Annotated in this window: 23 protein-coding genes; 12 read left to right on the top strand and 11 right to left on the bottom strand. The window is 71.9% G+C overall.

Going from position 1 to position 23,888, the window contains the following annotated elements; translation table 11 throughout:
* Positions 1-38: 38 nt before the first annotated feature.
* Positions 39-563: a YbjN domain-containing protein gene (locus tag ACIRPT_RS15385; protein WP_403827214.1), complete on the bottom strand. Its 525-nt coding sequence runs from the start codon at positions 561-563 to the stop codon at positions 39-41.
* Entirely contained in the window at positions 556-2,007 is a 1,452-nt protein-coding gene (locus ACIRPT_RS15380; protein WP_403827212.1) for a glycosyltransferase, read from the bottom strand. The genes ACIRPT_RS15385 and ACIRPT_RS15380 overlap by 8 nt, the downstream gene beginning before the upstream one ends.
* 156 nt (positions 2,008-2,163) lie before the next feature.
* Here ACIRPT_RS15380 and ACIRPT_RS15375 point away from each other — a divergent pair, with 156 nt between their 5' ends.
* Positions 2,164-3,012 carry a class I SAM-dependent methyltransferase gene (locus ACIRPT_RS15375; RefSeq protein ID WP_403827210.1) on the top strand — a complete coding sequence of 283 codons (849 nt, stop codon included), beginning with the start codon at positions 2,164-2,166 and terminating at the stop codon, positions 3,010-3,012.
* Here the strand turns inward: ACIRPT_RS15375 and ACIRPT_RS15370 are convergent.
* A complete protein-coding gene (locus ACIRPT_RS15370; protein WP_403827208.1) occupies positions 2,975-3,937 on the bottom strand; it encodes a helix-turn-helix domain-containing protein in 963 nt (320 codons plus the stop codon). The genes ACIRPT_RS15375 and ACIRPT_RS15370 overlap by 38 nt on opposite strands.
* Positions 3,938-4,107: 170 nt before the next feature.
* Between ACIRPT_RS15370 and ACIRPT_RS15365 the strand changes: the two genes are divergently transcribed.
* A complete protein-coding gene (locus ACIRPT_RS15365; RefSeq protein ID WP_403827206.1) occupies positions 4,108-5,115 on the top strand; it encodes an aldo/keto reductase in 1,008 nt (335 codons plus the stop codon).
* A 440-nt stretch (positions 5,116-5,555) separates the two neighbouring features.
* Entirely contained in the window at positions 5,556-5,870 is a 315-nt protein-coding gene (locus ACIRPT_RS15360) for a hypothetical protein (RefSeq protein WP_403827204.1), read from the top strand.
* A gap of 104 nt (positions 5,871-5,974) precedes the next feature.
* Here ACIRPT_RS15360 and ACIRPT_RS15355 read toward each other — a convergent pair whose 3' ends face one another.
* Positions 5,975-6,406 carry a winged helix-turn-helix transcriptional regulator gene (locus ACIRPT_RS15355; protein ID WP_403827202.1) on the bottom strand — a complete coding sequence of 144 codons (432 nt, stop codon included), beginning with the start codon at positions 6,404-6,406 and terminating at the stop codon, positions 5,975-5,977.
* 70 nt (positions 6,407-6,476) lie between these two features.
* Between ACIRPT_RS15355 and ACIRPT_RS15350 the strand changes: the two genes are divergently transcribed.
* The 4 genes from ACIRPT_RS15350 to ACIRPT_RS15335 all read left to right on the top strand — a co-directional run bounded on the left by ACIRPT_RS15350 (position 6,477) and on the right by ACIRPT_RS15335 (position 9,462).
* A complete protein-coding gene (locus ACIRPT_RS15350; RefSeq protein ID WP_403827200.1) occupies positions 6,477-7,361 on the top strand; it encodes an NAD(P)H-binding protein in 885 nt (294 codons plus the stop codon).
* Between the two features lie 67 nt (positions 7,362-7,428).
* Positions 7,429-8,490 carry a phospholipid scramblase-related protein gene (locus ACIRPT_RS15345; RefSeq protein WP_403827198.1) on the top strand — a complete coding sequence of 354 codons (1,062 nt, stop codon included), beginning with the start codon at positions 7,429-7,431 and terminating at the stop codon, positions 8,488-8,490.
* Between the two features lie 103 nt (positions 8,491-8,593).
* Positions 8,594-9,058 carry a MarR family winged helix-turn-helix transcriptional regulator gene (locus ACIRPT_RS15340; protein ID WP_403511089.1) on the top strand — a complete coding sequence of 155 codons (465 nt, stop codon included), beginning with the start codon at positions 8,594-8,596 and terminating at the stop codon, positions 9,056-9,058.
* Complete coding sequence (locus tag ACIRPT_RS15335; protein ID WP_403827196.1) at positions 9,055-9,462, top strand: hypothetical protein; 408 nt, start codon at positions 9,055-9,057, stop codon at positions 9,460-9,462. The genes ACIRPT_RS15340 and ACIRPT_RS15335 overlap by 4 nt, the downstream gene beginning before the upstream one ends.
* 42 nt (positions 9,463-9,504) lie before the next feature.
* On the opposite strand, the gene ACIRPT_RS15330 is transcribed toward ACIRPT_RS15335, so the two are convergent.
* The 3 genes from ACIRPT_RS15330 to ACIRPT_RS15320 are packed head-to-tail and all read right to left on the bottom strand — an operon-like array spanning position 9,505 to position 13,385.
* On the bottom strand, positions 9,505-9,933 hold the full coding sequence (locus tag ACIRPT_RS15330) for an NUDIX hydrolase (protein ID WP_403827194.1): 429 nt from the start codon (positions 9,931-9,933) through the stop codon (positions 9,505-9,507).
* Positions 9,923-11,125, bottom strand: coding sequence for a CHAD domain-containing protein (locus ACIRPT_RS15325; protein ID WP_403827192.1), 1,203 nt, complete (start codon positions 11,123-11,125; stop codon positions 9,923-9,925). Before ACIRPT_RS15325 ends, ACIRPT_RS15330 begins: the two co-directional genes overlap by 11 nt.
* Positions 11,088-13,385, bottom strand: a complete 2,298-nt coding sequence (locus ACIRPT_RS15320) for an RNA degradosome polyphosphate kinase (protein WP_403827190.1) — start codon at positions 13,383-13,385, stop codon at positions 11,088-11,090. Before ACIRPT_RS15320 ends, ACIRPT_RS15325 begins: the two co-directional genes overlap by 38 nt.
* 448 nt (positions 13,386-13,833) lie before the next feature.
* On the opposite strand from ACIRPT_RS15320, the gene ACIRPT_RS15315 reads away from it, so the two are divergent.
* From ACIRPT_RS15315 to ACIRPT_RS15305, 3 genes are all read left to right on the top strand, one after another.
* A complete protein-coding gene (locus ACIRPT_RS15315; protein WP_403511072.1) occupies positions 13,834-13,995 on the top strand; it encodes a hypothetical protein in 162 nt (53 codons plus the stop codon).
* Positions 13,996-14,156: 161 nt separating this feature from the next.
* Complete coding sequence (locus ACIRPT_RS15310) at positions 14,157-16,145, top strand: ABC transporter ATP-binding protein (protein ID WP_403827188.1); 1,989 nt, start codon at positions 14,157-14,159, stop codon at positions 16,143-16,145.
* A gap of 96 nt (positions 16,146-16,241) precedes the next feature.
* Positions 16,242-16,865 carry a GNAT family N-acetyltransferase gene (locus tag ACIRPT_RS15305; RefSeq protein WP_403827186.1) on the top strand — a complete coding sequence of 208 codons (624 nt, stop codon included), beginning with the start codon at positions 16,242-16,244 and terminating at the stop codon, positions 16,863-16,865.
* 36 nt (positions 16,866-16,901) lie between these two features.
* Here ACIRPT_RS15305 and mshD read toward each other — a convergent pair whose 3' ends face one another.
* Both mshD and ACIRPT_RS15295 read right to left on the bottom strand, forming a co-directional pair.
* On the bottom strand, positions 16,902-17,819 hold the full coding sequence (mshD, locus tag ACIRPT_RS15300; RefSeq protein ID WP_403827910.1) for a mycothiol synthase: 918 nt from the start codon (positions 17,817-17,819) through the stop codon (positions 16,902-16,904).
* 13 nt (positions 17,820-17,832) lie between these two features.
* Entirely contained in the window at positions 17,833-18,147 is a 315-nt protein-coding gene (locus tag ACIRPT_RS15295; RefSeq protein WP_403827184.1) for a hypothetical protein, read from the bottom strand.
* Positions 18,148-18,297: 150 nt separating this feature from the next.
* On the opposite strand from ACIRPT_RS15295, the gene ACIRPT_RS15290 reads away from it, so the two are divergent.
* A complete protein-coding gene (locus ACIRPT_RS15290; protein WP_403827182.1) occupies positions 18,298-20,118 on the top strand; it encodes a bifunctional metallophosphatase/5'-nucleotidase in 1,821 nt (606 codons plus the stop codon).
* A gap of 101 nt (positions 20,119-20,219) precedes the next feature.
* Here ACIRPT_RS15290 and ACIRPT_RS15285 read toward each other — a convergent pair whose 3' ends face one another.
* Positions 20,220-21,056 (bottom strand): hypothetical protein, encoded by an 837-nt coding sequence (locus ACIRPT_RS15285; RefSeq protein WP_403827180.1) that lies wholly within the window; start codon positions 21,054-21,056, stop codon positions 20,220-20,222.
* Positions 21,057-21,280: 224 nt separating this feature from the next.
* Complete coding sequence (locus ACIRPT_RS15280; RefSeq protein WP_403827178.1) at positions 21,281-22,138, bottom strand: SDR family oxidoreductase; 858 nt, start codon at positions 22,136-22,138, stop codon at positions 21,281-21,283.
* Positions 22,139-22,505: 367 nt separating this feature from the next.
* Between ACIRPT_RS15280 and ACIRPT_RS15275 the strand changes: the two genes are divergently transcribed.
* The gene (locus tag ACIRPT_RS15275; RefSeq protein ID WP_403827176.1) at positions 22,506-23,867 is read left to right on the top strand and encodes a DUF2993 domain-containing protein; all 1,362 of its coding nucleotides are present in this window, start codon (positions 22,506-22,508) and stop codon (positions 23,865-23,867) included.
* Positions 23,868-23,888 lie beyond the last annotated feature (21 nt).

Here is a 23,888-nt window from a genome sequence, read left to right as displayed (position 1 = left end):
GCGCGGGAGTCCACCCCGTCGCTCGGACAGCCACTCCGTTACGCGGACGACCGCCCCGTCAGATGCGCAAACGCGTCCAGATTGCGGGTCGACTCGCCGCGCGCCACCCGCCAGGCGTATTCCTTGCGGATCGCCGTCGCGAAGCCCATCTCCAGCAGGGTGTTGAAGCTGCCGTCGGCGTTTTCCAGGACCGTGCCGAGGATGCGGTCGAGTTCGTCGGGGGTGACGGCGGCGAGCGGGAGTTTGCCGACGAGGTAGATGTCGCCGAGCTTGTCGATGGCGTAACTCACGCCGTAGAGGCGGGTGTTGCGTTCGAGGAGCCAGCGGTGGACCGCCTCGTGGTTCTCGTCCGGGTGGCGGACGACGAAGGCGTTGATGGAGAGGGAGTGCTTGCCGACGATCAGCGAGCAGGTCGTCGAGAGCTTGCGGGTGCCGGGGAGCTTGATGACGTAGGTGCCGTCGGACGGGGACTCCCACTCCAGCTCGGCATCGCGAAGCGTGCTCTCGACGACCTCGACCGGGGTCATCGCCCCGCCGCCCACACCACCCGTGATCTCACCCATGCAGGGATCGTAGGTGACGGCGGTGTTCCTGCATGGCGGCGGTGTAGACGTCTCCGGTCGCCGCGGCGGCGGTGTCCCAGCCGAAGGACTGGGCGTGCCGGGCGGCGTCGACGCCCATCCGGGTCGACAGCGCCGGGTCCGCCACGAAGCGGGCGAGCGCGCGGGCGTAGTCGGCCGGGTCGTGGCCGGCGACGAGGAAGCCGCTGACGCCGTCCCGTACGGCCACCGGGAGACCGCCGACCGCGGCCGCGACGACGGGCGTGCCGCACGCCTGGGCCTCTATCGCGACCAGCCCGAATGACTCGTTGTACGAGGGCATGACCAGCACCGATGCCGCGCGGTACCAGTCGGCGAGCTGCTCCTGACCGACCGGCGGACGGAACTGCACGATGTCCGCGATGCCGAGCCGCGCGGCCAGCTTCTGCAGCCCCTCCGGCTTGGCCAGACCGCTGCCGCTGGGCCCGCCGACCACCGGAACGACGAGGCGGGAGCGCAGCGCGGGGTCCGCGTCCAGTAGGGCGGCGGTCGCGCGCAGCAGGATGTCGGGGGCCTTCAGCGGCTGTATGCGGCCGGCGAAGAGCGGGATGACCGCGTCCTGCGGCAGGCCGAGGCGGGCGCGGGCGGCGGCCCGGCTCTCGGCGACGCCGGAGCCGTCGAAGCCGCCCGTGCCGTCGGCGGACCCGGCGGCCGCTACCTCGCCGGTCAGCGGCCGGAACCGCTCCAGATTGACCCCCGGATGCACCACCGCGACCTGGCCGGGCTCCGCCTCGTAATGCCGTATGAGCTCATCCGCCTCCTCGGCGGTGTTCGCAATCAGGCGGTCCGCGGCGCGCACGACCTGCGTCTCGCCGATCACCCGGGCGGCCGGCTCGGGGGTGTCGCCGACGGCGAGGGCGGCGTTCTTGACCTTGGCCATGGTGTGCATGGCGTGCACCAGCGGTACGCCCCAGCGCTCCGCGGCCAGCCAGCCGACGTGGCCGGAGAGCCAGTAGTGGGAGTGGACCAGGTCGTAGTAGCCGGGCCGGTGGCCGGCCCAGGTCTGCATCACGCCGTGGGTGAAGGCGCAGAGCTGGGCGGGCAGCTCTTCCTTGGCGAGGCCTTCGTACGGGCCCGCGTCCACATGCCGCACGAGCACGCCCGGCGCCAGCTCGACGGCGGGCGGGAGGGTGCCCGTCGTGGCGCGGGTGAAGATCTCGACCTCGATGTTGATCGCGGCGAGCTTCTTGGCCAGCTCGACGATGTAGACGTTCATTCCGCCGGCGTCGCCCGTGCCGGGCTGATGCAGCGGGGAGGTGTGCACGCTGAGCATCGCCACGCGGCGCGGGCGGCGCGGGACGCCCGGCAGCCGGAGCCGCGTCTGCCCGGAGAGCTGGCCGCCGCCACGCCTGGACGGCGCGGGGGGACCCCCGTGCCGGCTGCGGAGCCGGGAAACGTATGGGCTCACTGCGAGCTACCTCCTAGGCCGGGCGGTCTGTACGCCTCCGCCCCCGTCCAACAACGGAGCTTGCCCATCCATTTCCGTCCGGCGCACTCTCCGGGCACTTTGCCAAAGCGTGACCTCTCGCCGGGCGGCGCGCCCACGGCCCGTACTCTCGATGCCATGGCCCGCCGCACCTCCGTTGCCCCCACCACCCCGCGCGCCTCGGTTCCCGCCGCCCCGGCCCGGCCCGTCGGCACGGTCACCCGCGGCACCACCAACCCCAATCGGCTGCGCCGCATGGACCGCTGGATAGCCGCCGAACACGGCGCCGAGCTGCGCCGCGCCGCCGACCCCGTCGCCGTCGACCTCGGTTACGGCGCCGCGCCCTGGACCGCGGTGGAGCTGCTGGGCAGGCTCCGTACGGTCCGGCCGGACGCCCGGGTGGTCGGCATCGAGATCGAACCGGCGCGGGTGGCGGCCGCCCAGCCGTACGAGCGGCCGGGGCTGGACTTCGTCCACGGCGGCTTCGAGGTGCCGCTGCCCGGCGGGCCGGGGCGCGCGCCGGTGCTGATCCGGGCCGCGAACGTGCTGCGGCAGTACGACGAGGACGCGGTGGCCGCCGTGTGGCAGCGGCTGTGCGCGCGGCTGGCGCCCGGCGGGCTGCTGGTCGAGGGCACCTGCGACGAGATCGGGCGCCGGCACGTGTGGGTCGCGCTGGGCCCCGAGGGGCCCCGTACGGTCACCTTCGCCACCCGGCTCGGCTCCCTCCACACCCCCTCCGACCTGGCCGAACGCCTCCCGAAGGCGCTGATCCACCGCAATGTCCCGGGCGAGCCGGTGCATGCGTTCCTGCGGGACTTCGACCGCGCCTGGGCGGCTGCCGCCCCGCTGACCGCGCTGGGCGCCCGGCAGCGCTGGCTCGCCGCCGTACGGTCCCTGGCGGCCGACTGGCCGCTGACCGGGGACCCCCGGCGCCGCCGTCAGGGGGAGGTCACCGTGCGGTGGGAGGCGCTGGCGCCGCGGCGCTGAGACCCACCGGCTCCCCCGGCGCGCGCCGCCCCCGCCCGTACGTCCCGCGCTCCTCGGCCCCCGGCTCCCGCGCCACCACCTCCGCCAGATCCCGCAGCCGCGCTTCGGTGTCCGAACCCCGCGGCGCGCTGTACGTCACCAGCACCTGATCCGCGTCCGTGGTCAGCCGGAAGCTCTCGAACGTCACGACCAGCTCGCCGACCACCGGGTTCACGATGCGCTTCGTCCCCCGCAGGCACTCGCTCACCGCCTGCGCCTCCCACACCCGCCGGAAGTCCGCACTGCGCTCGAGGAGTTCGGTGACGACCTCGCAGACCCGGGGGTCGTCGGGGTTGCGGCCGCTCTCGGCCCGTAGATTGCCCACGACCTCGTCGGCGATCCGCTGCCAGTCCGGGTGCAGGCCGCGCGCCTCGGGGTCGAGGAAGACCAGCAGCGCCGAATTGCGCCGGCCGGGCTCCAGCATTTCGAGGTCGAAGGCGACCCGGCCGCCGAGACCGTTCCAGGCGAGGATGTCCATACCCCGCCCGATGATCATGGCCGGGACCGTGTCCGCCATCGCGTCCAGCAGCTGCCGGATCTCGGGCCGTACGGTCTGACCGGGCACAACGGCCCCCGGCGCACATGCATCGCCGTCGCCCCGCCGCCGCGGCGCGGCCACGTTCCGCAGATACGTGATCTCCCCGTCCGTCAGCCGCAGCGCCCGCGCGATCGCATCCAGCACGGAATCCGAGATCGCGTTCGCCCGCCCCTGCTCGATGCGGGTGTAGTAATCGACGCTGATGCCGGCGAGCTGGGCGACCTCCTCGCGCCGCAGCCCACGCACCCGGCGGCGGTTGATCCCCCCGGGCAGGCCGAGCCCGGCCGGATCGAGCGCCGCGCGGCGCGCCTTGAGGAACGAGCCGATCTCGACTTCCGCGTACAGCATCCCCCCAGTATGCGGCGCACCGCCGGAAGGGTGGTTCCGCCGGACCCAGGCTGCGACGGGCCTGGCCCCCTCCGCGCCCGGCCAGCAAGGTGGTGCACACGCCTCAGGGACACCGCGTACGCCCCACCGGCCCCGGCAACGGCCCTGAGAACTCGCATAAGGAGCGACTCATGAAGCGCAGGATCCTCGGCGGCACCGGCATCTCGGTCAGCGAGTACGCGCTGGGCGCGATGATGCTCGGCGCCTGGGGCAACACCGACCACGACGACTGCGTACGGATCGTGCACCGCGCGCTGGACGCCGGCATCAACTTCGTCGACACCGCGGACGTCTACGCCGCCGGCGAGTCCGAGGAGATCGTCGGCAAGGCGCTCAAGGGGCGCCGCGAGGACGTCGTCCTGGCCACGAAGGCCGTCAGCCCGATGGGCGACGACCCCAACCACAGGGGCAGCTCCCGGCGTTGGATCATGCGCGCGGTGGAGGACAGCCTGCGCCGGCTGGGCACCGACTACATCGACCTCTACCAGATGCACCGCCCCGACCCCACCACCGACATCGACGAGACCCTCGGCGCGCTCTCCGACCTCGTACGGTCCGGCAAGGTACGGGCGGTCGGCTGCTCGACCTTCCCCGCCGAGCAGATCGTCGAGGCCCACTGGACCGCCGAGCGCCGCGGTCACGTCCGCTTCCGCAGCGAGCAGCCGCCGTACTCGATGCTGGCGCGCGGCGTGGAGAACGCGGTGCTGCCGACCGCGCAGCGCTACGGCATGGGGGTGCTGACCTGGGGCCCGCTCAGCGCGGGCTGGCTCTCCGGCCGCGACCTCTCGGTCAGCTCCCGGGCCGGGATGGAGTCGCAGAAGTTCGACCTCGCCATCCCGGAGAACGCCCGCAAGGCCGAGGCGGTCGCCGCCCTGTCGAAGGTCGCGGCCGAGGCCGGCCTCACCCTCCCCCACCTCGCGACCGCCTTCGTCCGGTCGCACCCCGCGGTCACCTCCGTCATCATCGGCCCGCGCACCCTCGACCAGCTCACCAGCCTGCTGGACGGCGCCGAGATCACCCTGACCGCGGACGTGCTCGACCGCATCGACGAAATCGTCCCGCCGGGTACGGACCTCAACCGGGCCGACAACTACTACGTCCCGCCGGCCGTGGCGGACGCGTCGCTGCGCCGACGCTGAGCGGCCGCCCCCTGACCGGCCCGCCCCGGCCGGTCAGGGGCCCGCCCGGTGCGCCGGCGCCCGTGGCACGAAGTCCCCGGAAATCGGCCGCAGTTCGGCAGGGACGGGCGACGTCGGCACCGTGGGGAGGGTCCGGGCGCGGCCTCCGACGAAGGGCACCGACCGGCTCCGGACCGTGACCGGACATATCCGAATTGCATATGTTTGACCTTGTCGGGGCCCGTGCCTACGCTCGGAAGAGGCATCTGTTTGAGACTGCAATATCGCGATTGCGGAGGTGCCAGCGCAGCAGGTCCGAGTCCTGCGAAGTCGCCCCGCCCGGTGCGCCGGGTCTCGCGCGTTCCTGGCGCGCAACGGTGAGGCCCAGGAGAACTCCCAAGGAGAACTCCACATTGATACGCCGATGAATCGGCAACCTGTCAGCCCCGAGAGGGGACATCATGCGCGCGAAGACCAGGACTCACCGCATTGCCGCAGCACTGTGTGCCGTGCCCTTCCTTGTGCTGGCCGGGGCCGGCGCCGCGAGCGCGGCGACCACCGACGCACCGGCAACCGCACCGGCACACGCCTCCTCGCACCCGTGGTGCGACGACGACTGGGACTGGGGGGACTGCTACGGCGGCGGATACGGCCCTTACATCGTCATCTACGGCCTCGGATTCGGTGGCGGCTATGGATACGGCGGCCACGGTTACGGCGGCGGATACGGCTACGGCGGCGGATACGGCTACGGCGGCGGATACGGCGGCTACTGATCATTCGGTCACCGGGGATCCCGGAAACTTCCTACTGCAGGGGACCTGCCCGCACGGGCCGGTCCCCTGCCCTTATGGCGCCCGCCCCGCGCCGGGCCCGAGGGTCAGCGGATGCCCGCGTCCGGATGCGCCGCGTCCCATGCCTCGCGCGCGGCAGCGACGGCCGGGCGGTGGGTGATCGACCAGTCGGCGAGCGTCTTGACGAGGTGGGTGAGGCTGTGGCCCATCTCGGTCAGCTCGTACTCCACTTGCGGCGGGATGGTGGGGTACACGGTGCGCTTCACCAGCCCGTCGCGCTCCAGGCGGCGGACGGTGAGCGTGAGCATGCGCTGGGAGATGGCGCCGGGGATGACGCGCTGGAGTTCCTTGAAACGGCGTACCCCCGCGGCGAGTTCGACCACGACATAGACGGACCACTTGTCGCCGAGCCGGTCCAGTACGTCCCGGACCCCGCACTCGTCCTGCGGGGTGTCGCAGGAGATCACGGGCTGCCCGGCGGCCACCGGGGCGGTTACCGCGGTGTGCCCTGCTGACATCAAAGTGCCTCCTTATGCGATCCAGTGCCTCCGCCGAGGATGGAACCACACCGCCCAGGAGGACGTTCCCATGATTCTGATCACCGGCGCCGCGGGCGCTCTCGGACAGCTCGTCGCCGCGAAACTGGCGCACCGCGACGATGTGCTGCTCGGCACCCGCACCCCCCGCTCCCCGGCCGAACGCCGCGTCGACTTCGACGACCCGGCCTCGCTCGACTTCACCGGCGTGCACACCATGCTGCTGATCTCCGCCGGGTACGGGGAGGACGACGCCGTCCGCGCCCGCCACGAGGCGGCCATATCCGCCGCCGAGAAGGCGGGCGTACGGCACCTCGTCTACACCAGCCTCAGCGGCGACGGCGACCACCTGGCGTACGCACTCGCCCACCGCTGGACCGAACGCCGGATCCGGCGCAGCTCCCTGGAATGGACGATCCTGCGCAACGGCCTGTACGCCGAGTTCCTCGCCGCCATCGCCCCTCCGGGCCCGGACGGCACGATCGCCGCGCCGCTGGGCGACGGGCGCCTGGCCGCCGTGGCCCGGGAAGATCTCGCGGAGGTGGCGGCCCGCGTGGTGACCGCGCCGCAGCGGCACGCCGGGCGCGTCCACGAACTCGTCGGCGAGGAGCCCTTGGGCGGCGCCGAACTGGCGGCCGCGGTCGGCGGCTCGTACCGGCCCGGCCCGCTCGGCCGCACCCGGGAGGCGATCATCGCGGCCGGCCAAGCCCTGCCCTTCCAGGTGCCGATGCTGGTGGGGACGTACTCCGCCATCGCCGCCGGCTTCCTGGACGGCACGGGCGTCGGACCCAACGCGCTGCGCGAGCTGCTCGGGCGCACGCCACGATCCGCCCTGGAGGCGTACTCCACCGCGGTCGCCGCGGCGAACCCGGCAGACCCTGCAGGGGCGGCCTCAACGGCCCCGCCGAGCGGGGGTGCTTCGGCCCGGCCGGCATGAACGTCGTCCGCGTCGGCATCCCCCCTCGCCTCGACGTTCGATAATGCCGGTGGCTAGGGTTGCCGCCGTGACGCAGAACGCGGTTCCCCAAGGCTGGTACCAGGACCCTTACGGCACACCGGTTTTGCGCTGGTGGGACGGATATCGCTGGACCGAGCACACCCAGGCGACGCCCGTCCCCGCACCCGCTCCGGCTCAGGCCGCGGTACCGCCGCAACAGGCCTATCCTCAGGCGCCGGTTCAGCAGGCTCCCGCTCAGCAGCAGGGCTACCCGCCGGCCCAGGCCCAGCAGCCGTACGCACCGGCTCCGGCCCAGGCCCAGCAGCCCTACCCGCAGGCTCCCGCTCAGCAGCAGGGCTACCCGCCGGCCCAGATCCAGCAGCCGTACGCACCGCAGGCCCAGCAGCCGTACCCGCCGGCCCAGGTCCCCCAGCAGCAGGCACCGCAGCAGTTCCCGCAGCAGCAACCACAGCAGTTCCCGCAGCAGTTCCAGCAGCCCCACCCGCAGATGGGCGGCGGGCCCGGCCCCGAGGCGCTGCTCTCGGCCGATCTGCTGCTGGTCGAGCAGGACTTCAAGTGGGTGGACATCACCACCAGTTACGGAATCCGGGACCGCAACGGCAACGAGGTCGGCTCGGTCGCCGAGACCGGCCAGAACGCCGCGCGCAAGGCGCTGCGGTTCGTCAGCTCCATGGACCGCTATCTCTCGCGGAAGTTCGAGATCCGGGATGCCGCGGGAGTGCCGTTCCTGGTGCTGAGCCGAGGCGTCAAGGTGGTCAAGTCCCGGGTGGCCGTCGAGCGCCCGGACGGGACGCCGGTCGGCGAGATCGTCCAGGACACGGTGATCGGCCACGTCAGCTTCGACCTGATCGCGGGCGGCCAGACCCTCGGCCAGATCAAGGCGGAGGGCTGGTACGCCTTCACCTTCACGATCACCGATCACACCGGCGCCGAGGTGGCCCGGATCGGCCGGGGGGTGCTGGACATCGTCCTGGACATCATCGGCGGCTCGGACTTCTACCACCTCCAGGTCCTGCGCCCGCTGCCGGAACCCCTGCGCACCCTGGTCATAGCGGCCGCCCTCACGGTGAACACCATGCTCCGGCCGGACAAGGACGGGAACGCCTGACGCACGGGCGGGGCCCGCGGGACGCCACCCGCGGGCCCCGTCCGGCACACCTCGGGCAAACAGTTGTCTTGACAAGAGTTGCCGTGACATTCACGATGGAGGGGTGAGCAGCACAAGCGGACTCCATGACCACCTCGGCTACTGGCTTCGCCGGCTGTCCGACGAGGTCCACGGCCGGTTCGAGACGGAACTGGGCCGGCACGGCGTCACCGTCTCCCAATGGGGAGTGATGGTGAGCGTCTTCCACGGCCAGGACACCACCAAGGCGGTGGCCTCCCATATGGACATCGATCCCGGAGCCGTCTCCCGGCTGGTCGACCGTCTCATGGCCAAGCAGCTGATCCGGCGCGAGCCCGACCCCGCCTCCCGGCGCACGGTACGGCTCGTACTGACCGACGAGGGCCGCGCCCTCGTGCCGGTCCTGGCCGAGATCGCCGACCGCAACGACGCCCACTACTTCGGCTCGCTCGGCAGCGACCAGCGCGGGCAGCTGGAGGCGTGGATCCGGCGCCTGGTCGGCGAGGCCCACCCCCCGCCGCACCACCACACACCCGAGGAAACGACATGAGCATCATCTCCTCCGTCACCAAGACCGTCAGCATCGACCGCCCCTTCGCCGAGGTCTTCGGCTTCCTCGCCGACCTCGCGAACTGGCCCCGGTGGGCCGTGGTCAACATCCAGTCGATCGAGCCCACCAACGACCCGGACTGGTGGGGGATGTCGACCCCGATGGGCCCCGGCAAGCTCCGCCTGCGGGCCGACGCCGAACTCGGCATCCTCGACCACGACTACCTCGACGACACCGCCTCCTGGAGCGTGCCGGCCCGCGTGGTCCCCAACCGCGACGGCGCCGAATTCATGATCACGTTCTTCCGGCCGCCGTCCTTCACCGAGGAGTTCTTCCAGAAGCAGGTCGCCCTGGTCGACACCGAACTCGCGACCCTCAAGAAGATCCTCGAAGAACGGTCGTGACCCCCGCCTCCGGCCGCCCGGCCCCGCTCACCCACTCCGGCGTCAGCGCGTCTCCCCCGTCATATGGAGGGCGCTGAGGAGCGCGTCCACCAGCTCCTTGTCCCTGGGCTGGGTGAGACAGTGGCGGGCTGCGGCGGGGGTGACCCACAGCATCCGGTCCACCTCCCTGTTCGGTACGAAGGTGCCGCCGGTGGCCTCGGCCGCCCAGTAGCGGACCTCTTTGGGGCGGGAGCCGACCAGGTAGCGGAGGGTGGGGAGTTCGGGGCCGGTGGCGCAGGTCATGCCGGTCTCCTCGGACACCTCGCGTACCGCACCGGTCAGGGCGTCCTCGCTGCGCTTCAGTTTGCCCTTGGGGTGCGACCAGTCGTCGTACTTGGGGCGGTGGACGAGGGCGATCTCCAGCCCGCCGCCGGCCGCCGCTCGCCGCCACAGCACGCACCCCGCCGCCCGGATCACCGGTTCACCGGTCATAGCGCCCGCCTCCCCTGGCGTGCGACAGCCACACCCGGCCGAAGGTGAAGCGGGCCGCCTCCACCTCGTGACGCTGGTCGGCGTGCAGAACGCCCAGTGCGTACGCGGTGGCCGGGGCGATGCGGGGGGTACGGGCGGCGGCGGACGCGGCGGCGGCGGCCTCCGCGGCGTCGCGGTGACGTTCCAGCGCGCGGCCGGCATCGGCCAGGCGGGGGTCGTCGTACCCCGGCGCGATCACTTCCTGCGCGTAGCGGCTCAGCCGTACCAGCATCCGCGCCTGGTGCCAGGGCGCGTCCTGGCGGTGGTCGGCGGCCAGCGCATCGGCGTTGTACGGGTGGCCGGCGCGGGAGAGGGGGAGGGCGGTGACGGCCTCGGTGAGGCGGCGGTGGGCCTGTTCGGCGAGCTGGGGCAGCGCCTCGGCGGCCGGTACGTCGGCGGTCGCGTGGGCCAGTGGCGCCTCGGAGGCGAGTACCGCGACGGAGTCGGCGACGGCGTGGAAGCGGGAGGAACCCAGCGCCTGGAGCGCGGCGGAGTGCGCGCGGGTGCGGGCGAGGGTGAGCTGCCGGTCGAGCAGCGCTCCGGCCCGCGCGGCCCCTGCCGACAGGGCGCTCTCGGCGTCCGGGTCGGCGGCGGGGGTGTTCGCCGGCGTCGTCAGGCGTTGCAGGGCGGTCATCAGGCGCTCGCGGCGGGCGGCACAGGCGTGTTCGCGGGCCAGGGCGCCGGCCAACCAGCCCAGTTCGGCACGGAGTTGATCGGCCCAGGCCTCGTCGGTCAGCGGCTGGAAGGTGTAGAGCGTGGCACTGATGCGGCGGGCGGCGCTGCGCAGCAGCGCGGCGGCCTCGCCCGCACCCTGGGCGTCCGAGCCGCTCTCGCGGTGCAGGCGCAGGCTGCGCAGGAAGTCCGCGGACCGGCGGTGGAGGTAGCCGGCCAGAACCTCGCCGGCCGTCCGGGCGTCGGCCCCCGGCCCCCCGGACTCCCCCGGCTCCCCCGAACCGGCCGCGCCCCCCATGTCCCCCAACTCCCCCAATTCCCCGTCCCCGTACGGGCCGTACGGCTCCCCCGCCGGCCCGTCCACCACCGCGGCACGGGCTCCGGGCGCCCCGCCGGGCTCGTATCCGATACCGATGAGACCCGCCGGCCCTCCGGTCGGCTGGTCATGTCGCTGGGCCACGCCGGCGCCTCCGGGCGTCAATGAGCATTTCCTGTACGTTGCGCAGCGGCGCGCCGTCCGCGTCCACCGCATGCCGGGTCCAGTCGCCGTCCGGGCCCAGGTGCCAGGAGGACGTGGTGTCCGAAACCCCGGTCTCCAGCAGGCGGCTGAGGGAGGCGCGGTGTGCCGGGTCGGTGACCCGCACCAGCGCCTCGATCCGCCGGTCCAGATTCCGGTGCATCATGTCCGCGCTGCCCAGCCAGACCTCGGGCTCGCCGCCGTTGCCGAAGGCGAACACCCGCGAGTGCTCCAGGAAGCGGCCGAGGATGCTGCGGACGCGGATGTTCTCGCTCAGTCCGGCGACTCCCGGGCGCAGCGCGCAGATGCCGCGCACCCAGATGTCGACCGGTACGCCTGCCTGGGAGGCGCGGTAGAGGGCGTCGATGACGGCCTCGTCGACCATGGAGTTGACCTTGATGCGGACGTAGGCGGGCCGTCCTGCCCGCTGGTGCGCGACTTCCTTGGTGATGCGCTGGACCAGGCCGTCCCGCAGGGACTTGGGGGCGACCAGGAGCCGGCGGTAGGTCTCGCGGCGCGAGTAGCCCGACAGCCGGTTGAAGAGGTCGGAGAGGTCGGCTCCGACCTGCGGGTCGGCGGTCAGCAGTCCCAGGTCCTCGTACAGCCGGGCCGTCTTGGGGTGGTAATTGCCGGTCCCCACATGGGAGTAGCGGCGCAGCATCTCGCCCTCCTGGCGGACGACGAGCGACAGCTTGGAGTGCGTCTTGAGGCCGACCAGGCCGTAGACGACATGGCAGCCGGACTCCTCCAGCTTGCGCGCCCACTTGATGTTGGCCTGTTCGTCGAAGCGGGCCTTGATCTCGACGAGGACGAGGACCTGCTTGCCCGATTCCGCGGCGTCTATCAGGGCGTCGACGATCGGGGAGTCCTCGCCGGAGGTGCGGTAGAGGGTCTGCTTGATGGCGAGGACGTCGGGGTCGGCGGCGGCCTGCTCCAGGAAGGCCTGTACGGAGGTGGAGAAGGAGTCGTAGGGGTGGTGGAGCAGGACGTCACGGGCCCGGAGGGCGGCGAAGATGTCGGGGGCGGTCGCCGACTCCACCTCCGCGAGGTCGCGGTGGGTGCCGGCCACGAACTTCGGGTACTTGAGCTCGGGGCGGTCCAGGGCCCCGATGCCGAAGAGGCCGGTCAGGTCGAGCGGGCCGGGCAGCGGATAGACCTCGGCCTCGGAAACCTTCAGCTCCTGTACGAGGAGATCCAGCACGCCGGGATCGATGGATTCCTCGACCTCGAGGCGGACCGGGGGGCCGAAGCGGCGCCGCATCAGCTCCTTCTCCAGCGCCTGGAGGAGGTTTTCCGCGTCGTCCTCCTCGACCTCGAGGTCTTCGTTGCGGGTGACGCGGAACATGTGGTGCGCCCGCACCTCCATGCCCGGGAACAGCTCCTCCAGGTGGGCGGCGATGACGTCCTCGATGGGGACGTAGCGCTGCGGGGCGGCTTCCAGGAAGCGGGAGAGCAGCGGCGGCACCTTGACCCGCGCGAAGTGGTCGTGGCCGCTGACCGGGTTGCGTACGACGACGGCAAGGTTCAGCGACAGGCCCGAGATGTACGGGAAGGGGTGCGCCGGGTCCACCGCCAGCGGGGTGAGCACCGGGAAGATCTGCTGGCGGAAGAGGGTGAACAGGCGGGCCTGCTCCTTCTCGGTCAGCTCGGGCCAGCGGATCAGGTGAACGCCCTGTTCGGCCAGCTCGGGGGCGATGTCCTGCTGGAAGCAGGCGGCGTGCCGGGCCATGAGCTCGCGCGAGCGCGTCCAGATCAGGTCCAGCACCTCGCGGGGCTGGAGGCCGGACGCGGAACGGGTGGCCACTCCGGTGGCTATCCGCCGCTTGAGACCGGCCACCCGGACCATGAAGAACTCGTCCAGGTTGCTGGCGAAGATCGCGAGGAAGTTCGCCCGTTCGAGGAGCGGGGTCGCCGGGTCCTCGGCCAGCTCCAGGACCCGCTCGTTGAACGCCAGCCAGCTGCGCTCGCGGTCCAGGAAGCGGCCGCTGGGCAGCTCCTCGCCGTCGGCGCCGGGCACACCCGTCTCCTCGTACGAGTCGAGGTCGGCGTCCATCTCGGGCTCCAGCTCGGGGAGCGTGCCACGGACGGCATTCGGGCGGTGCGCAGCGATGGAGCCCACCGACGGCTGGACCGAGGGCCCCGCGGCCTCGGCCGGGGCCGGTGACGGCTTCGGCGACTGCGTCTCGGGCTGGACCTGGGCCTGAGCGCGCGACTGCTGGTTCATGGTCCCATTCTTCCGCGCTCCGGCGATTCCAGGCGCGTCGGAACCAGGCTCGTCGGAACCTGGAGGCGACGCGATGCGGAGCCTCGGGTTCGGTGCGTTCGGCACAGCGGGCTGCATTCAGCGATGCTCGCAAGCGATATTGAATCGCCGGTAACGCGGATATGGCGGACAGGCAAGCGGGGGGCCACTCCCGGGGGTTGGGGCCCGCGGGGCCGGGCGGCTCCGGCCCGGCCGGCGGCGGTCCCGGGCGCCGCGGGCGGCCAGTATAAGGCCCACGTAAAATCGCCCGTTACGTATGAGAAATGCCCTCATCCTTAATTAAGCAAGACCTCATGGGAAAAGGCCCGTCGGCTCGGTTTTCTGCCGTAACGTTTTCCTCGTCGCCGCCGGAGAGCAACAAAACGGCGGCGGGAAAACCTCAGCCAATTGACGAACAACGGAGAAATTCATGAGCTTCCGCAAGATCATTGCCGCCGTTCCGGCCCGTCGCGCCGAGCCCGCCCACCGCGGCGTTCCCGCCCGGCACTGCGACACGGTGACCACCGGTCCCGCCCGCGCCCGCCGGGTCGTCACCGTCGAGCGCGCCCACCGCCGGGTGATCGGCGGCTGACGCCGACGCCCTCCGGAGGCCGGCCCCGGTGTGGGGCCGGGGCCGGCCTCCGGGCCTCCCCGTACGGACACACGACACACGGATCCACCGGGCTCACGGGACACACCGGGCCACCGGCCCCACCGGCCCACCGGATCCACGGAAGAGGAGCGCGGCGGCGGATGTCTCCGTACGACGACCAGGCGACGGTACGGCTGCGAGCACTCACCGCCGTACCGAAATTCCCGGCACCCGAATTCACCGGGGGCAAGGAAAAGGAAATTCTGGAAACCCCGGCGGCCGCCGCCGAAACAACGAAAAGCGCGTCCGTCCGGCAGGCATTCCGCACTTTCTGGCCGCTGGTAAAAGGGGACCGGCGATGGCTGGTCCTGATCTGCGTCTGCGTCGTGATCGCCGCCCTCGCGGAAACCGCCGCCATTCTCCTCTTCGGCGAATTGACCGACCATGCCCTGCAGCAGGGGTCGCTCGGCGCGTTCTGGGGACCGGCCGCGAAGTGGCTGGGGGTGGCGGCCTTCGGGGCCGTCATCGGTTACCTGGGCAACTCCACGGCCGTTTGGGTGGCGGAGCGGTTCGTCATGCGGCTACGCGCCCAAGTCTTCGGCCACGTCCAGGACCTGCCGCCGCACTTCTTCCAGCGGCACCGGCAGGGCGATCTCGTCGAACGCCTCACCGGAGACGTCGAAGCCATCGAGCAGTTGGTCGTCTCCGGGGTGGTCAGAACCGTATCCGCGCTGTTCAGCACGCTCTTCTTCTTCACCGCCGCGCTCATCCTGCGCTGGGACCTGGCGCTGGCGACCTTCGTCCTGGCGCCGCTGTTCTGGCTGGCCGCCCGGCAGTTCGCCGCCCGCATCAAGACCGCGGCGCGGCAGGAACGGGTCGCCGACGGGGCGATCACCTCGGTCGTCGAGGAGTCGCTGGGCAACATCGTGCTGACCCAGGCGTACAACCGGCGGCGGGACGAGGAGCGGCGGCTGCGCACGGAGGCCCGCGCCTGGATGCGCGCGTCCGTGCGCGGGGCCCGGCTGAGCGAGATGTACACCCAGCTCGTCGAGGTGCTCGAGACGGTGTGCGTACTGGCCGTCATCGGGCTCGGCGCCTGGGAGATCTCCCAGGACCGGATGACGCTCGGGCAGCTGCTCGCCTTCGCCGCCTTCCTCGGCTACCTCTACCCGCCGGTCCGGGCGCTGGGCCAGCTCGGACTGACCGTCACCGCCGCCACCGCCGGCGCCGAGCGGCTGCTGGAGATCCTCGCGGCCCGGCCCGCCGTGTCCAGCCCTCCCGCCATGCCCCGGCCGCCCGGGCAGGTCCGCGGCGTCCTCGACGTCGACCACGTCTGGTTCCGCTACCCCGGGCCGGCCGCCGCGGACGCCGGCAGATCCACGGACGCCGCGGCCACCGCGAATGCGGCCCCGGCCGCCGCCCCGTACGCCCTCCGCGACCTCTCCTTCACCGCCCGCCCGGGAGAACTGGTCCTGATCACCGGCCCCAGCGGAGCCGGCAAGTCAACGGTCTCCAAGCTCCTGCCGCGCTTCTACGACCCGGCCGCCGGCCACATCCGGCTCGACGGCACCCGCCTCGACGCCCTCCCCCTGGAATTCCTGCGCGAGCACCTCACCCTGCTCCCGCAGAAGACGCTCGTCCTGCACGGCACCATCCGGGAGAACATCGCCTGCGGCCGCCCCGGCGCCACCGACGAGGAGGTCGTACGGGCGGCACGGGACGCCGCCGCGCACGATTTCATCGGCGCGCTCCCCGACGGCTACGCGACCCATATCGCCCCGGGCGCCGCCCAGTTGTCCGGCGGCCAGCTCCAGCGCATCGCCATCGCCCGCGCCCTCTTGCGCGACGCCCCGGTGCTCGTCCTGGACGAGCCGACCGCCGGCCTCGACGCGCTCTCCGCCCGCCGGGTGATCGCGCCGCTGCGCCGCCTGATGTCCGGCCGGACGACCCTGCTGATCACCCACGATCTGCGGCTGGCGCCGGACGCCGACCGGATCCTCGTCCTGGACCACGGTCGGCTGGTGGAATCCGGCCGCCACGAGGAACTGCTGGGCCGCGCCGGCACCTACGCCCATCTGCACGGCCACACAGCCGCCGGGCCGACGGCCGGTCAGGAACCCGCAGCCCGGTCAGGAACGACCACGCCGTAGTCCCCGAGCCGCGGCCGTCGCGGACCCTCCGCCGCCGTGCGCTACCGCCCCGCTAAGTCGGCTGCGCCCGCCACCCGCCCTGCGTACGCTGACCGCGTGACCACACCTCACACCCCCACCACACCGCCGCCGCTCCCCTACACCCCCGCCTACCCCATACGCACCGAGCGCCTGGAGCTGCGTCCGGTCCGTACCGAGGACTTCGAGGCGATCTACGCCTACCAGCGGCTGCCCGAGGTCTGCCGTTACCTCTACTGGGGCCCGTACGAGGAGGCGGAGTCGCGCGCCGCCGTCGCCACCAAGACGACCCGCACCACCCTGCGCGAGAGCGGCGACATCCTGAACCTGGCCGTCATCGTCCGCGAGAGCGGCCGGCTGATCGGCGATGTCACCTTCTTCTGGACCAGCGCCGAACACCGCCAGGGCGGCATCGGCTATGTCTTCCACCCCGGTCACGGCGGCCACGGCTACGCCACCGAAGCGAGCCGCGCGCTGCTGAAGCTGGGCTTCGAGGACCTTCAACTGCACCGCATCCAGGCCGAGTTGGACGGCCGGAACACCGCATCGGCCCGGGTGCTGGAGCGTCTGGGGATGCGCCGCGAGGGCCATCTGCGGGAGAACGAGTTCCTCGACGGCGAATGGACCGACGAGGTCATCTACGCGATGCTGGCGCGGGAATGGCGGGCGCAGCGGGACGCGGGCCGGCCGAAGACCGGATAGCCGGCGCCCGGCGGGCCCCGCCGTCCCCGCCGTCCCTCAGGTCTCCGACCGGTACATCAGATCCGTCTCGTGCGTGACGAACCCCAGCCGCTCGTACACGCTCACCGCCGCCACATTGTCCGCGTCGACGTACAGCATCGCGGTCGGCAGGCCCTGCCCCGCCAGATGCCGCAGCCCGATCGCGGTCAGCGCCTTGCCCAGCCCGCCGCCCTGCGCACCCGGCCGCACCCCGAGGACATAGACCTCGCCGAGGCCCTCCTCGGCATGCACCTTGGTCCAGTGGAAGCCGACCAGCCTGCCGTCCCGCTCCGCGAGGAAGAAGCCCTTCGGGTCGAACCACGGCTCGGCCTTGCGGGCGTCCAGGTCGCGCTGGGTCAGCGAGCCCTGCTCGGGGTGGTGCGCGAAGGCCGCCGCGTTCACCTCCAGCCAGGCCGCGTCGTCGGTGCCCGGCTGGAAGGTCCGTACGGAAGTGCCCTCGGCGAGCTGCGGCTCCGGCAGCATCAGATCGCCCAGCGAGCGCCGCATCTGACGCAGCTCGCGGAACATCGTCAGGCCGAGGGTCTGGGCGAGGTGCCGGGCGGCCGGATGCCCGCCGTGCGCCCACACCCGCAGCCGGCGCCCGGACTGGGCCAGGAGCTCGGTACCCAGTGCCCGGCCGTGCCCGCGGCCGCGGTAGGCGGGGTGCACGACCAGCTCGGCGGCCGGCGCCTCCACCGGGTCGGTGTCCTCCAACTGCCCGTACCCGACCAGCTTCTCCTCGTTGTCCACCAGCGCATGGACGAGCACATGCCGCACGCCCTCCCGCCGGCCGCCCCGCAGCTGCAGCCGCCCCTGCTCGGACACGGCCGGCTGCCCGTCCGTCCGCGCGGCCCGCTCGATCAGCTCCAGCACGGCCGCGGCCGCTTCCGGCGCCGGCTCCTCGACCACCTGAATCCTGCGGCCGGACCGGCCCATCTCGTGTGCAGCGTCAGTCATGCCTGAAGCGTACGGCTCTCCCGGGGGCGGGGACCGGGTGGTCGGGCGCGAGAAATCGCACGGGGGTGTCGTCGCGGACATGTCCGGTGTCGTCGAACCGCTCGGCGAACGGCCCGCCGGAGAGGCAGTGGGCGGCGTTGTCCGCCGGGTCGGCGTCGGGCCCGATCAGGCGGGTCCTGGCCGCGGGCGGGCCGAGCCGGGCCCGTACCGCGCCCGGCCCCTCGGCGCGCAGGTCCGGAAGGGGCGCGGCCGGTTCGTGGGCCTGGCGTGTCGCGGATCCGGCGGCCACGACGCGGGCGTCGCCCACGGCGTCGCGCAGCGGGAGCAGAGCGGTCGGCGGGGCGGCCGGAGCCAGAGTGGCGAACGGGATTCGCCTGCCCGTAACCGTTCCCCCCTGTTGCGCTACGCGCGTTGACCTTATGCTGCCGACCGCTCAGACCATCCAGGAGGGGAACCCATGCCATCCACACCTCAACGGCGGCGGCCGGCAAGCAGATTGACGGTCGGACTGACGGCCGGGGCCGCGGTACTGGCCGCCGCCATCGGGGTCACCGCGACGGCCCTGCCCGCCGGGGCCCAGAGCGCGCATCAGCGGCCCGGCCGCACGGTTGACGTGCAGCTTCTCTCCTTCAACGACTTCCACGGCAACCTCGAACCGCCGCAGGGCTCGTCCGGCACCGTCGAGGAGCTCCAGCCCGACGGCACCAAGAAGAGCGTCCCGGCGGGCGGCGTCGAGTACCTGGCGCAGTCCCTCCGTACGGCCCGCAAGGGGCACCCGTACTCCATCACCGCCGCGGCCGGCGACCTCGTCGGCGCCAGCCCGCTGCTGTCCGGGCTCTTCCACGACGAGCCGACCGTCGAGGCCATGAACAAGCTGGGCCTGGACGTCACCTCGGTCGGCAACCACGAGTTCGACGAGGGCCGGGTGGAGCTGACGCGGCTGCAGAAGGGCGGCTGCCATCCGAAGGACGGCTGCTACGAGGACGGGAAGAAGTTCGCCGGCGCCGGCTTCCCCTACCTCACCGCCAACGTCACGGACGAGAAGACCGGGAAGCCGCTGCTCAAGCCGTACACCGTCTGGCAGCGCAAGGGCGTCAAGATCGGCTTCATCGGCGTGACGCTGGAGGGCACCCCCGACATCGTCAACGCCGAGGGCATCAAGGGCCTGAAGTTCCACGACGAGGTCGAGACGATCGACAAGTACGCCAAGGTGCTGAACAAGCAGGGCGTCAAGGCGATCGTCGCCCTGATCCACGAAGGCGGCATGCCCGCCTCCACCTCGTACAACTACAAGTGCGACAGCCCCGGACCGGGCGACGGGATCTCCGGCCCGATCACCGAGATCGCCAAGCACGTCACCCCCAAGGTCGACGCCCTGGTCACCGGCCACACCCACCAGGCCTACGCCTGCACCATCCCGGACCCGTCCGGCCGCCCGCGCACCGTCACCTCAGCCGCCTCCTACGGCAAGCTCTACACCGACACGACCCTCACCTACGACCGGCGCACCCACGACATCGTGCGCACCAGCGTCAAGGCGCCCGGCGCGGTCAACCACGTCGTGGACCGCACCCAGCCCAAGGCCGCGGACATGACGTCGCTGATCGCCCGCTGGAACAAGCTCGCCGCGCCGGTCGCGAACCGCCCCGTCGGCCACATCTCCGCCGACATCGCCGGCCGCGGCGCCGCCACCCCCGAATCGCCGCTCGGTGACGTCATCTCCGACGCCCAGCTGGAGGCCACCCAGGCCGCCGACAAGGGCGGCGCCCAGCTCGCCCTGATGAACCCCGGCGGCATCCGCTCCGACCTCGCCTACAAGGCGTCCGGGGCCGAAGGGGACGGCGTCGTCACCTATGGCGAGGCCTTCACCATCCAGCCGTTCACCAACATGATGAACGTCGTCGACCTCACCGGCGCCCAGCTCCTGACCGCCCTCCAGCAGCAGGTCAGCGGCCCGAACCAGGCCTCCCCCAAGATCCTCCAGGTCTCCAAGGGTCTGACCTACACCCTGGACCTGACCAAGTCCGGCGCCGACCGCATCGTCAAGGACTCGGTCAAGCTCAACGGCACGCCCCTCGACCCGGCCAAGACCTACCGCGTCGCGATGAACGAGTTCCTGGCCGGCGGCGGGGACGGCTTCCCCGTCTTCAAGGAGGCCAAGAACAAGTACGTCGGCCCCTCCGACGTGGACGCCTTCACCGCCTACCTCACGGCCCACTCCTCGGCGTCCGGCCCGCTGGACCCGCCGAAGGCGGACCGGATCACCGTGGTGAAGTAGCCCGCCCGCGGACCGGGTGCCTGCGCCCGGTGCCGCCCATACCAAGCGCCCCCTGTCCGGCCCGAGTGGCCGTACAGGGGGCGCCGTGTCGGTGCGCGAGGTCAGCCGCCGTACGGGTTGCCCTGCTGCGGCGGGGCCTGCTGGTAGCCGGGCTGCTGGGGGTGAACCGGCTGCTGCGGCTGACCGGGTGCGGCCGGGTAGCCGTACTGGCCGGGCTGCTGCGGGTGCTGACCCGGCTGCTGGGGCTGGGCCTGCGGGTAGCCGTACTGGTTCTGCTGGGGGGCCGGCTGCTGCGGCGCCTGCTGATAGCCGGGCTGCGGCTGCTGCGGGGCGGGCTGCTGGTAGCCCGGCTGGGGCTGCTGCTGGTAGCCCTGTTGCGGCTGCGGGGCGCCCTGCGGCGCGTACCCCTGCTGCGGTGCGTACCCCTGCTGCGGCGCAAGGGCCGGCTGCTGCTGCGGCGGGGCCATCATCCCCGGCTGCTGCTGGACCGGCGGCATACCGGGCTGCTGGCCGGCGAACCCCTGCTGCGACACTCCCAGCGTGCCCAGCAGCTGCTCCAGCTCACCCCGCCAGATGCGGTGGACGTTCAGCCGGACCGGCGCCGCCTCGCCGGGGAGCGCCATCTTGACGTAGCTCCACAGCGGGTTGAAGTTGATGTCCGAGAACGCCTGCTGGGCCTGTTCCCGCGGAATGGCGTGGACGACCTCCTGCGGCCGCTGGCTGAGCCGGTGCAGCCGGTGCAGCACGACCGCCTGGTCCGTCACCGTGACGAAGTAGTACTTCACCAGCAGCTGCCCGATCAGGCCCAGCACCCCGTTGGTCAGCCACGGGGTGGGCCCCGTGACCGTGGCGAATGTCACCAACGCCCGGTCCCCCGGGGCCTGCTGGGCTATCGCCGCGGAGACCTGTTCCTTCATCGTGTCCTTGCGTATCGCCATTGCGGCTGTTCCCCAATTCCCGTGACAGTGGACCGCCCAGCGTATCCACGCGGCCAGTGGGCTCCATGGTGGCGCCGGATGCCGGTCCCCCGCACCCTTCCGTGAAACACGGCACATCCGCTCCGCACCCGCGCGCCGTGCGGACGTTGGGAACGGCGGACCAGCCAGGACCGGCCGGGACCGGTCAGAAGCGTTCAGGTCCCGTCAGGACACACCAGGCCACCTCAGGAGAAGTCGGCGGCGTGCTCCCGCGCCCACTGGGCGAAGGTGCGGGCGGGACGTCCGGTGACGCGCTCGACCGCGTCCGAGACGGGAAAGAGCGGCTGTCCGACCGACCCGCCGAAGAGCCTGACGAGCTCCAGCGCGGCCTCCTTGGGGAAGTGCGGACCGGACATCGCCTCGGCGGCCGCCTCCTCGGAGATCTGCTCGACGCGGGTCTCGCGCCCGATCGCCCGGCCGATCTCGGCGACCTGGTCCGCCATGGTCATCGGCTCCGGGCCGGTGACGGCATAGGCCTGGCCCAGGTGGGCACCGGTGCGGTCCAGCAGGGCGATGGCGGCGACATCCGCGAGGTCGGCCTCGTGGACGGGGACGCCCTGCGCGCCCGGATGCGCCTCGCGCACCACGCCCGACTCCCGGATCGCCGGGGCCCAGGCGAGGGTGTTGGTGGCGTAGTTGCTGCCGCGTACGAAGGTCCACTCCAGGCCGGAGTCGCGCACCGCGCGCTCCACGGAGGCGTGCATCCGGGCGATGAAGTTGGACTCGTCGGCGGGCGTATCGGTCACCGACGACGAGGAGTTGAGGACGACGCGCCGGACGCCGGCCTTCGCCGCGGCGGCCAGCACCGCGGCGGCGGCCTCCTGACCGCCCGCGGCGAGATTGAGGAACAGGGCGTCGGCGCCGGTCAGCAGGGGTTCGAGGGAGGCGGCGTCGGTGAGGTCCGCGCGGACCGTCTCGGCCTCGGCCGGCAGGCCGGCGCGGGCCGGATCGCGGGTCAGCGCGCGGACGGCCACACCGTCCTCGAGCAGCCGGCTGACAAGGCTGCGGCCGATGTTTCCGGTTGCCCCGGTTACGACGATCATGGAATACACCTTTACGCGAGATGTCGGAACGTGCGGTCGGTCGTCACGGGAACGCCCCGGCCGCGCCGCTTGTTCCGTCGACGCGCGCCCATCCCCCGAAGAAGCCCGGAGGGGACCAACGAACCCCGAAGACACCGAAGTGCCCGCGGAGAAGGAAAGGGCGGAAGGAAACCGAACGGCGGGAAATGCCGCGGAGAACAGGCACGGTGGGTGTCGACGACTCAGGTCAACGAACGACCTGACGCCAGTTCAGCGGGACTCACCCGCGCGACAAATCTTCCCCAAGTCGACGGGGCATCTTTCGCGTACATCACATACTGCCGGTAAGAGTTGCACTCAAGGGTCCCGCTCGTGGTGGGATATGCGGATGCGAACCCCCATACGCATACCCTCACCCGCACCGTCGTCCGCCCCTCAGCGGCACCCGCACTCCCCGGCAGCAGGTGCTTCGGACGACACCCGCGGCGACACCCGCAAGCTGGAAAAGGTCAATCCCTACGCGGATCTGGCCGCCCTCGCCGACCCCGAGCCGGAGCCCGAGCCGGAGCCCGAGGCCGGGTACCGGATCGCCCGCCGCACCTACCTCAATGAACGCGACGAGAGCGATGACCCGCTGGGTCTCGGACTGCGGTCGGACGACGAGGACGAGGAGTCGTGGACGCCGCCGAACCACCGCCGGATGAAGCGGGGGGTCAGCCGCTTCGCCGCCGTCCCGATCACCGCGAAGGTGCTGGTGGCCGTCCTGGTGTGTACGGCATTCCTCGCCCTCTTCGACCGGTTCGCCGTGCTCTACGCGCAGAACAAGACCGAGGAAAAGCTGAAGGAATCCCTGCATCTGACGGCCAATCCGGAAGTCACCATCGAGGGATTCCCCTTCCTCACCCAGGTCCTGGACAAGCGCCTCGACCACGTGGACGTCACCATTCCCGACCTGGCCGCCGACCGGGTCTCGCTGGCGAAGTTCTCGGCGACCGCGAACGACATCCGTATCGACGGCGATCTGCCCACCTCCATCAAGGGCGCCACGATCGGCAGCATGAACGGCAGCGTGCTGCTCGCATTCGACGACATGAATCGCGAACTGGGCGCCTCCCAGGTCAAATTCAGCGAGATGGGCCCCAATGCGGTCCGCGCGGTGGGCCAGCTGCCGATCGCCGGCCACCAGCTGCGCGTACGGGCCGAGGCGCGCATTCAGCGGGCCGGCGACCGCGGGATCTCCACCGACATCAGCCGGATGCGTCTCGACATCGGCGATGTCGCCGTCTACCGCCCCGGCACCGGCAAGGAGGAAGGCCTCCGGCTGACCCGCAAGACCGCCGCCCAGCTCAGCCGGGAGGCCGCCAAGGTGAAGGCGATGCTGAGCATTCCGGCCATCGCGCAGCGCATCGGCATTCCCCAGCGGTACATCGACGACGCGCTGCGCAGCGAGGAGAAGCTGCATGAGCTGACCGGTTCGCCGCGCTTCATCGAGAAGCTGATGCAGGTCAACCTCGTGGACGTGGTCGTCGACCACCCCTGGCTGCTGGAGAAGGTCGGCATCGACCCGAAGATCCTCGGCGCCCTGACCGGACTGACCAAGCCGCAGCTCGCCGACCAGCTCTCGCTCTCCTTCCGGCTGCCGAAGACTCCGGGCGATGTCCGGCTGCTCGACATCTCCGTCGAGCGGGACGGCATCCGCGCCAAGATGGCGGGGCGGAACCTGCCGTTCGGGGATGCCGCGAAGAAGTAGCCGAGAGGCGGCCGGAGCGGG

Origin of the sequence: Streptomyces sp. NPDC101227, from assembly GCF_044767545.1 — a bacterium.
Lineage (GTDB): Bacteria > Actinomycetota > Actinomycetes > Streptomycetales > Streptomycetaceae > Streptomyces.
The sequence above is the reverse complement of the archived record's forward strand: the minus strand, read 5'-3'. Positions and strand labels throughout refer to the sequence as shown.

Bases quoted from the DNA above. Each gene is read 5' to 3' on its own strand.
- ACIRPT_RS15385 (WP_403827214.1), bottom strand. From the start codon at position 563: ATGGGTGAGATCACGGGTGGTGTGGGCGGCGGGGCGATGACCCCGGTC.
- ACIRPT_RS15375 (WP_403827210.1), top strand. From the start codon at position 2,164: ATGGCCCGCCGCACCTCCGTTGCCCCCACCACCCCGCGCGCCTCGGTT.
- ACIRPT_RS15370 (WP_403827208.1), bottom strand. From the start codon at position 3,937: ATGCTGTACGCGGAAGTCGAGATCGGCTCGTTCCTCAAGGCGCGCCGC.
- ACIRPT_RS15365 (WP_403827206.1), top strand. From the start codon at position 4,108: ATGAAGCGCAGGATCCTCGGCGGCACCGGCATCTCGGTCAGCGAGTAC.
- ACIRPT_RS15360 (WP_403827204.1), top strand. From the start codon at position 5,556: ATGCGCGCGAAGACCAGGACTCACCGCATTGCCGCAGCACTGTGTGCC.
- ACIRPT_RS15355 (WP_403827202.1), bottom strand. From the start codon at position 6,406: ATGTCAGCAGGGCACACCGCGGTAACCGCCCCGGTGGCCGCCGGGCAG.
- ACIRPT_RS15350 (WP_403827200.1), top strand. From the start codon at position 6,477: ATGATTCTGATCACCGGCGCCGCGGGCGCTCTCGGACAGCTCGTCGCC.
- ACIRPT_RS15335 (WP_403827196.1), top strand. From the start codon at position 9,055: ATGAGCATCATCTCCTCCGTCACCAAGACCGTCAGCATCGACCGCCCC.
- ACIRPT_RS15330 (WP_403827194.1), bottom strand. From the start codon at position 9,933: ATGACCGGTGAACCGGTGATCCGGGCGGCGGGGTGCGTGCTGTGGCGG.
- ACIRPT_RS15320 (WP_403827190.1), bottom strand. From the start codon at position 13,385: ATGAACCAGCAGTCGCGCGCTCAGGCCCAGGTCCAGCCCGAGACGCAG.
- ACIRPT_RS15315 (WP_403511072.1), top strand. From the start codon at position 13,834: ATGAGCTTCCGCAAGATCATTGCCGCCGTTCCGGCCCGTCGCGCCGAG.
- ACIRPT_RS15310 (WP_403827188.1), top strand. From the start codon at position 14,157: ATGTCTCCGTACGACGACCAGGCGACGGTACGGCTGCGAGCACTCACC.
- mshD (WP_403827910.1), bottom strand. From the start codon at position 17,819: ATGGGCCGGTCCGGCCGCAGGATTCAGGTGGTCGAGGAGCCGGCGCCG.
- ACIRPT_RS15290 (WP_403827182.1), top strand. From the start codon at position 18,298: ATGCCATCCACACCTCAACGGCGGCGGCCGGCAAGCAGATTGACGGTC.
- ACIRPT_RS15285 (WP_403827180.1), bottom strand. From the start codon at position 21,056: ATGGCGATACGCAAGGACACGATGAAGGAACAGGTCTCCGCGGCGATA.
- ACIRPT_RS15280 (WP_403827178.1), bottom strand. From the start codon at position 22,138: ATGATCGTCGTAACCGGGGCAACCGGAAACATCGGCCGCAGCCTTGTC.
- ACIRPT_RS15275 (WP_403827176.1), top strand. From the start codon at position 22,506: ATGCGAACCCCCATACGCATACCCTCACCCGCACCGTCGTCCGCCCCT.